This window comes from Ammonifex thiophilus (assembly GCF_003368535.1).
In the GTDB taxonomy this organism is placed as follows: domain Bacteria; phylum Bacillota; class Desulfotomaculia; order Desulfotomaculales; family Ammonificaceae; genus Ammonifex; species Ammonifex thiophilus.
Map to the genome: position 1 here is coordinate 34,029 of NZ_QSLN01000014.1, position 6,000 is coordinate 40,028.

3 protein-coding genes and 1 pseudogene are annotated in these 6,000 nt (G+C 49.9%); 2 read left to right on the forward strand and 2 right to left on the reverse strand.

What is annotated here, in order from left to right:
* The first annotated feature begins 428 nt into the window (after positions 1-428).
* Together DXX99_RS08700 and DXX99_RS12155 are read left to right on the forward strand one after the other, a co-directional pair.
* Positions 429-3,815, forward strand: coding sequence for a glycosyltransferase (locus DXX99_RS08700; protein ID WP_115793099.1), 3,387 nt, complete (start codon positions 429-431; stop codon positions 3,813-3,815).
* A 72-nt stretch (positions 3,816-3,887) separates the two neighbouring features.
* The gene (locus DXX99_RS12155; protein WP_115793100.1) at positions 3,888-5,027 is read left to right on the forward strand and encodes a glycosyltransferase family 4 protein; all 1,140 of its coding nucleotides are present in this window, start codon (positions 3,888-3,890) and stop codon (positions 5,025-5,027) included.
* A gap of 138 nt (positions 5,028-5,165) precedes the next feature.
* On the opposite strand, the gene DXX99_RS08710 is transcribed toward DXX99_RS12155, so the two are convergent.
* Entirely contained in the window at positions 5,166-5,393 is a 228-nt protein-coding gene (locus DXX99_RS08710; RefSeq protein ID WP_115793101.1) for a DUF433 domain-containing protein, read from the reverse strand.
* Between the two features lie 364 nt (positions 5,394-5,757).
* Positions 5,758-6,000: pseudogene (locus DXX99_RS11720) on the reverse strand (ISLre2 family transposase); the annotation flags it as partial.

Below are 6,000 nucleotides of genomic sequence, written 5' to 3' on the forward strand. Positions count from 1 at the left end.
ACTCAAAGCGAAGAGCAGAGAGTACCGCGCCTGTGCTGACTCTTGGAACGGGCAGCGAGTCTGACCCCGGGTGAGTATCGGCTACTTCAGTTCCTGAGCCCGGGGGACGGCCAGGCGGTGTTCGGATAGGACGCGAGATATTTTGCGTGCTCAACATGGGTGAACATGTTTCTCGGAATCACATCTTGAACTAACAGTGGGCTTCGGTGTTGATTTGCGAGCGAGGTTTTTAAGCTTTTGGTCCCAGACCAAGACTCTGGGCTCAGGACTGCGGTCAGATGTGGGGCTGGGTTCGCTGGCTGTCATTATTGTCATTATTCATGGTTGGCGCAATAAAGGCTGAGGAAACGTTGGTGGCCTATTTAAAGAAGTGCGGAGATGCCTAGGGTATCGAGCAATGCTCATATTCTTTGGAAGGAGGACCTTGCATGAAGAAGGAGGTAACTAGCATTGAAATAGATACAAATCTAAAAGTCCAAGCAGAACAAATAAAGTGGGATAGATATTACGCATCGCTCCCATTGTTAGAGGAAGACGAAGCTATAAAGAGGTTTAATGCGGAATTCACGAAAGTGGTAGAGAAATTATTGCCTGCTGGTAGTAGCATTCTTGAGGCAGGTTGCGGAGCAGGCTGGCAAAGTCTAAGTCTCGCCAGACTAAAAAAATACAAAATCACTCTTATGGATTTCTCTCAAGAAGCGTTGAAGTACGCCAGGAGAATCTTTGAACGAGAAAACCTAAAAGCAGAATTTATCCAAGAAGACGTTTTTATACAAGGCGAGCCACGATACGACCTTGTTTTTAATGCTGGAGTGTTAGAGCACTACTCATTTGATAAACAGGTAGCTTTCCTTAAGGGAATGGCTAGTCGGAGCCTAAAGTATGTTATGGTTTTGGTACCAAATCGGCTGTGTTATTGGTACTGGATATGGCGAATCCAAAAATCTGGAGAAGGAGAATGGCCTTTTGGAAAAGAAATTCCGTTGACAGATCTCTCACCAATCTTCAAAGCAGCAGGGCTGCGCTTTCTGGGGCAGATGTTTATGGGGGAGAGTTGGACCGAAGACTTTATCAACAGCCTAGCCGGTCTTGATGAGCGAGTGCGTCACCATATTTTAGAGATCCATCGTTCGCCCTTGATTCCTAAATCGCAGAAGAGTTACTTATTGGCTGCCCTAGGGAGCGTTGCAGGGGATACACTAGAGGTTTCTGTGGGATGGGAGAATGTTTCTCAAGTCGAGGGAGAAAGGGTACCCGAACTGTGCGCCGCTCTAGGGGACGCCCTAGCTTTAAGAATTAGTGCTGAACAACAGCTTCGCGATCTACGGTCCCAATTGGAGGGGCAGGAGCAAGCATTGCAGGCTTTACAAGCTCATACCACAGATCTGGAACAAATCATAGCCCAGCTTAAGGCAGAGCAAGAGCGTTTAATTCAGGAACTCGACAAGAAAGAGCAGATCATCGAGGTTCTACAAAAGCAGCTTAGTAAAGTCCTTGGAAGCGAGGCTTGGGCGATTGTCCAGTTTATATGGTGGCTTCGGCCTAAAGTTGCACCAGATGGGAGCCTTCGAGAGCGGATCCTGCGACTGGCCTTCAAGCCCTTCCGAGTGATGGCTCGATGTGGTTTTCGGGGTTTGATTTCGGCTATTAGTGTGCGTGTGAAAGCAATTCTGCACCAGGTATTGCAGCCGCCGCGTCCTTTTCGGGACAGCTATAATACTGAGGATAATAGCTACGTCATTCTTTACACGGACGATCCGGATCTGTTTCCCGGTTATGAGCCGAGACGGTCGCTTAGGGAGGCATGCAGAAATAAGAAACTTCAGGTAAGTTTGATAGCACCAGCCAAGAATGTAGCTGCCAGCATTAACCGGTGGTGGGAGGGTATTATCGCGCAAACACGTTTACCTGACGAGATAATTGTCGTCGAGTCTGGATCAACTGATGGTACTGCAGAACTTTTACAGGAACTGGCCTGTAAGAGTCCAATCCCCTTTCGGGTGATTGAGGAACCTTCAGCCAATATTGCTCGAGCTAGGAACTTGGCTATTTCACAGGCGCGATATGACATTATCGCCTGCATTGATTTCGGTTGCAAAGCAGAAAAAGAATGGCTTGAGCGACTGGTGGCGCCTTTTGAATCGGACCCGGAGATCCAAGTTTCAGCTGGGTGGTACGAGCCAATAGGTCATGACGGATGTACTGTTCGAACTCGAAAGCGGTGGCCTCAACTCCAGAAAATTTGGCCCCAGACATTTCTGCCGTCGAGTCGATCACTCGCCTTTAAGAGGTGCGCATGGGAGGCTGTTGGAGGCTACCCCGAATGGCTAACATTAACTGGTGAGGATACTTTCTTCGATCTGGAACTCAAGCGCTGGGGTGGAGTATGGGCTTTTGTTCCTGAAGCCATAGTCAAGTGGGAAGCGCCAGATTCGGTTTTGGGTTATCTAAGAAAGATGTTTCGATGGTCGGTTGGAGACGGCGAAGCAGGTATCCACGGCCTTTACTATTGGCGTTGGGTGATCGCGCTCACCGGTTTAGCTGGATATATAGGTGTTACCAGTATTGCTCTGGCAGCAGCTCTGATATGGGGTGGAGTTGCGGTCATGGCACCATTCTTGACTTTTCCGGGTTGGTGGGTGATCTGGTGCACATCGAAACGCTTGTTAGGAGGCATCGATCCTGTTATTGTCGCAGGCCGGGTGGCAGCGGTCTTAGGTTTTCTCGCTGGTGCAAGGCGTCGTCGTCTGGTCGAGCAGCGCCGGCTTTCTCAGATAAAAGGGATCTGGTTTATTCTATCTGGCGTCCCCATTGACGATACTGGCGGAGGTGCTCGAGCCACTCAGATCGCCCTTGAGCTGTTGCGCCAAGGCTATTTTGTGGTGTTCATTTCTAGATTTCCCAAATATGAAAGCAAGGAATTGGGACTCAAATTTGCCCATCCAAACCTTAGGATCTTCCGGATTGCTGACTTCAAATGGGACCGCTTCGCTGCTGATCATCCAGAATTGCTGGAGGGGCGACCAGTAGCCGCGCTAGTCGAGTTCCCGCTAGCCGAGTTTTTGCCTGTTATTGATGCAGTTCGGACCCATGGCGGCAGAGTTATTTATGACCTTATCGACGATTGGTCTACTTCACTCGGTAGCTCCTGGTATTCGCCAGAGGTGGAGAGATTCATAATTAGCAAGAGTGACGTACTTGTGGCTACGGCTCCGATCCTGGCTGAGCGTCTTCAGAAGTTAAGTGGTCGAGAAATTCACCTATTGCCTAACGCCGTTAATACCCGTCTCTTCGACCCTGGTCGGCGGTATCCGCGGCCGACAGATCTGCCTGCGGCTGAGTGGCTAATGATTTACATTGGAGCATTGTGGGGCGAGTGGTTTGATTGGGAGCTGCTTGTACAACTGGCAGATGCTTATCCTGAGGCAGGAGTCCTGGTTGTTGGAGACTACCGCGGTCAATGTCCCGAATCGCGTCCTAACCTTTACTTTTTAGGACTGAAACCTCAACGGGATCTACCAAGCTATTTAGCTCATGCGAATATAGCCATAGTTCCTTGGAAAATTAACAAGATCACCCAGGCAACCAGTCCGCTTAAGGTCTACGAATACCTAGCTATGCATAAGCCGGTAGTTGCGCCGGATATTGCACCCCTCAGAAATATTCCTGGTGTACTTCTTGCAAAAGACGCCAATGAATTTGTCGAACTGGTTGCCAAGGCTCGAAAAATTGACTATCCGGTTGAGGATGTGACCCGTTTTATTGCTGCTAATAACTGGGAAGTTCGGGTTAAAAATCTTTGTAACCTGATTTGAGCATGAAAGTTATTTAAGAACCTTGTAGTTGACTGTTACGACTCGGGAAGCTGTAGCGAGGTTTTTTGAATCATGCGAGTTCTATTAACTTATAGTTTGGTTGGTCGCGGCGGAGACGCTATTCAAGTGCTAGAAATAGCCCAAGCTTTTCGGAACTTGGGTCACGATGTTGAACTTCTCGGCCCGACTCCAATACGGCCTTATGACTTTTCCACCCCGGCGGGACAGCTACGCAACCTTGCTCGCCGACTACCATGGTGGGCTAAGGATTCTATTGAACTAGCTTTTCAGTGGCGCTTGACTCACATGGCCACTCGACTTCTAGCCTTAAAACGGTTCGATCTTATTTTTCATCGGGCTACTATTTATGATTTTGTCGGTAATTGCTTAGTTCAATCGAGCGGAACTCCGGTGGTCGCCTACCTGGACGCTCCGTTTTCTCTGGAGCGTGCATTCTACGGTATGGGCTACTTTGTTCCGCTCCACAGTTGCTGTATGCGCCGCCTAGGGCGGGCAGCTCACCTCGTGGTTACGGTTTCTTCAGCTTCCAAGGATTACTATGTACAGTTGGGTATTCCTGAGCATAAGATCTTAGTTTTACCCAACGGAGTTTCGTCTCAGCTTCTTAAGAGGGGTATAGAACTTGCGAGGGCTCATCCTCCTTTCTCGGATTCCCGACTGTGTACCATTGGGTTTGTGGGAAGTCTCAGCCGGTGGCATCGGGTGGATTTTTTGTTGCAAGCGCTGAGCAACCTCGAAGACCACTACAGAGTAACCATCGTAGGTTACGGAGCCGAATATGCGAGGTTGCGAGCGCTGGCAGAAAGCTTGGGTGTGGCCGAACGAGTAAGTTGGCTCGGGGCTTTACCACATGATAAAGCATTTCAAGAAATTGCCAAGTTTGATGTAGCTGTACTTCCGGGGACTCTTCCCACTGGTGCGCCGATTAAGCTTCTTGAGTACGCAGCCTTAGCGCGCCCTATCGTTGCTCCCGATCTTCCCAATCTTCGAGAGTTGTTTGGCTCGGGCGAGATATGCTTTGTACCTCCGGAAACTCCACAAGCTCTTGCCGATGCTATACGCTCACTGCACAATTTACCTGAAAAAGCTCGGCAGCTGGGGCGAGCAGCTCAAGAGCGAGTCCGGAAATATACATGGGAAAGGCTTGTGCAAAAGCTTCTAGGAGCGCTTTCCGAGACTTTGGCTCCCTAAAAGTTTGCGCAGTACAATCAAAAGTGATCCTCGAACCACGCAGGCCGACATCTTGCACATCTAAAGCCTCGTACCCGGCTATGAAGAATACCTTAGCTGTAGAACACGGCAAGTCTTCGTCGACAAGAAACCACAGCTTTACAAAATCACCTTTACTTGTTCCTCACCTAGAACCATTGCTGCGTATCTCAGCGCGGCAAGAATTTGCGCCCGCGTCAAGTCGTATTCCCGCATCAGCTCTTCGTACATAGCTCCGCCTGCTAGCTTGCCTAAGAGAACGTCTACGGGAACCTGCGTCCTTTTTATGACCGGCTTGCCACCCCTGATTTCCGGATCTATGACTATCCCAGGCAAAACTTCCCGCATTTCCGATCCTTCTTGGAAGCTAAGGCCAATCTTGCTTCCCAACGGCTAGTCCTTTTGCCATTGGTATGCCATGCGGCCCCTTCCCCGCTATTTAGCCCCCGTTAGTGTAAAGTTACTGTAGGAGTTTTTGCAGGAGTTGAGGGGGAGAAAAAGAAGAGAGACCTCACCGTCCTTCCTCAGGGACGAGCAGTTAACAATCTAACCGCTCAGGAGGATGAGGTCTCTATGCAAATTATAAAGCAGGTTTGAGAGAAGTTCCAAGGGGGTAGCGGAGCTGGTGTGCGTCAAGAGTTAGTAAGTGGTTCGGGAGAAAACTTCTCTTCATGGAAACCTCGCCGCCAGGATAGTCCCGGTACCTGCGCCATTAAGGGATCAAACTACTGAGGCTAGGCCGGCTTAGTTCCCGCAACACATACTTCACCCATGGAGCTCCGGCAGAGGGTCCTCTCAATGCCGGCAACCCCGCTTTAAGCCAACTCCCCGCCTCCTCTATCTTCCGCTTTACCTCCAACCGCACCGCCTGAGCCAAATGTTCTTGCCTGGCCAGCAGTACCGGCCAACGAGAAGTGTGCCTCCCGAGCACCCCGTTGGCTCGAGCAGCCAAAAC